This window comes from Nostoc sp. CALU 1950 (assembly GCF_051172895.1).
Taxonomy (GTDB): domain Bacteria; phylum Cyanobacteriota; class Cyanobacteriia; order Cyanobacteriales; family Nostocaceae; genus Nostoc; species Nostoc edaphicum_A.
In genome coordinates this window covers 1-2258 of record NZ_JBDNJQ010000342.1, presented here as the reverse complement: position 1 = coordinate 2258, position 2258 = coordinate 1, and the positions used below count along the sequence as shown (strand labels likewise).

Genomic DNA, 2258 nt, shown 5'->3' with positions numbered 1-2258 from the left:
CTTATAACTTTATTTTAGAAGCTCTTTTCTATGCAGCTTCATATTAAATTGGTATAAGGTTCAGTAAATTTAGTTTACTAGCCCTATCTTAGCCGATATTGGTTGAGCAAATACACTCATTTTCTGGCTGAATTTTATTGCCGTCGCCAGTTGAATTTGCTTCGATAACTATTTTTTGTGTCTTGTTCGTATACAAGTAAAGTCTCGGCTTGAATTGGGACTTTGCCACCACCAGGGGCATCAATCACATAGGTTAGAATTGCGTTCGTCACAATCTATGCCCAGAATATGTTTCGGGCATTTTTGACAGGTTATTTTTTGATACAGTGTGAAAAACCGGAATCTAGGTTTTATTGTGCCACTAAAATCCAGAAAGGCGTAGATGCTTCTTCGCCTTCTAATCAGCCAGTCTTCAAACTCTGACGCACTTTTTCAACGACTTGAGTAAGCGCACCAGCTTCAAATGGAGAAATGAGATTTGCCGATCGCACTAATTCTCGAAAGGATGCAGAACCACCGCGATCGCATAATGCAATATACTCTGCCAACGCTTGCGAATAATTTTCTTCTGCTTTGACCCAAAACTGCAAGGCGCAACACCCCGCCAAGGTGTAATCAATATAATAAAAGGGCGAACAGTAAATGTGTTGTTTTTCTTGCCAGAGTCCGCCTTTGTTGAGGTAGTTTAAATCTCCATATTTACGCCAAGGCAGATAACGAGCTTCCATTTGTTGCCACATAAGATGTCGTTCTTGCGGGGTTGCTTCTGGGTTCGCATATACCAAATGCTGAAAATGATCCACTGCCACACCATAAGGCTGAAATAGAATCGACCAGGCTAGATGCTGCCGACGAAATCGATCGGCTTGATCTCCGAAAAACTTTTCCATCTGCGAATAGGTGAGAAACTCTAAGCTCATGGAGTGAATTTCACACGATTCTAGGGTAGGCCACAGGTAATCAAAAACTGGCAAATGGCGACTTCGCCACATTTGGAAGGCATGACCGATTTCGTGAACAAACACCTGCACATCGTTTTTTGTGCCATTGAAATTTGCGAACACGTATGGAACATCATAGGTTGGGAAGCTTGTGCAAAATCCGCCTCCTGCTTTTCCGGGACGGTTTTGCAAATCTAGTAAATGCTGCTCAACCATCATCTGAAAAAAGCTAGCCAGCGATGGATTCAAGACATCAAACATTTCTTGTGCCCGTTCCAGCATCCAGTCATGATTGCCAATGGGAGCCGGACTACCTTCTGCATCAAAGACGGACTCATCCCAGAAATATAGGGTGTCTAGATTGAGCCGTTTTGCCTGTTGCCCAATTAGCTCAATTGCTAGGGGAACGACCTCTTGAACTACTTGATCTCGATAGCGTTCAACATCGGTTTGATTGTAATCCACCCGTCGCATTCGGCGATATCCTAGCGCAATGTAGTTTTCATCGCCCAATTTTTTTGCCATGCGATCGCGCAGTTTCACCAATCGATCAAACAATTGATCGAAGTGGTCTTGATTCTGCTCAAAAAACTGCCAGCGACACTGTTCTGCCTGCTGGCGAATGTCTCGCTCTTTACTTTGCAGATATGGTTGCAAACCTGATAAATTTACTTGCTCACCCCCGAACTCTAGCTTTGCCGAGGCGATCAGTTTGGTGTACTCATTGATGAGTTTGGATTCTTCAACTAAATCTGCTGCGATCGCTCCTTCAAAAGTTGTGATGTCTGCTTCCCACAGCAAAAAAGCTTGCCGTCCCAAGCTTTGTTCTAACTCGACGCGATCGGGGCTATGAATCAACTGCCGTTTGAAGTCTACTTCAAGGGCAGTCAGAGATGGTGAAAGTTCGCTGCAATAGTCCAAGGCGGTTTTGTACTCTGGATTTTGCGTGTCTTGATGAAAGTGGAGCTGCGTGAGTTCCTTCCATGTACTGAGTCTGCATCGTAAGGCATCCCACTGCTGAAAGGCAGCCTTTCGTTGTTCAGAGGTTTGAGCCTGGTTAAACTGCGCCTGGATAGCTTGGTATTCGGCAGTTACGCCCAAGAGCGTCGGAGTTTCTGCTGTGATCTCGGCAAAATCTACTGGAGCTTGCATCAATCTTTCCTTTCCCTCATGAAAAAATTTTTATTTAGAGAAATCGGCAACTTTCGTTTTTACCCAAAATTCTAAGTTTACCAACCCTATTAGGGACTTGCAGAAAATAAATCTAGAGTGGTAAAACTTGCTAGAGTAGATTTTTCATGATTGAAATAGGCGTAA

At 43.8% G+C, this 2258-nt stretch carries 2 protein-coding genes; both read right to left on the bottom strand.

What is annotated here, in order from left to right:
* Window positions 1-134 precede the first annotated feature (134 nt).
* Window positions 135-272 carry a hypothetical protein gene (locus tag ABF638_RS37740; RefSeq protein ID WP_435027846.1) on the bottom strand — a complete coding sequence of 46 codons (138 nt, stop codon included), beginning with the start codon at window positions 270-272 and terminating at the stop codon, window positions 135-137.
* A 129-nt stretch (window positions 273-401) separates the two neighbouring features.
* A complete protein-coding gene (locus ABF638_RS37735; RefSeq protein ID WP_435027845.1) occupies window positions 402-2093 on the bottom strand; it encodes a M3 family oligoendopeptidase in 1692 nt (563 codons plus the stop codon).
* Between the last annotated feature and the right edge of the window lie 165 nt (window positions 2094-2258).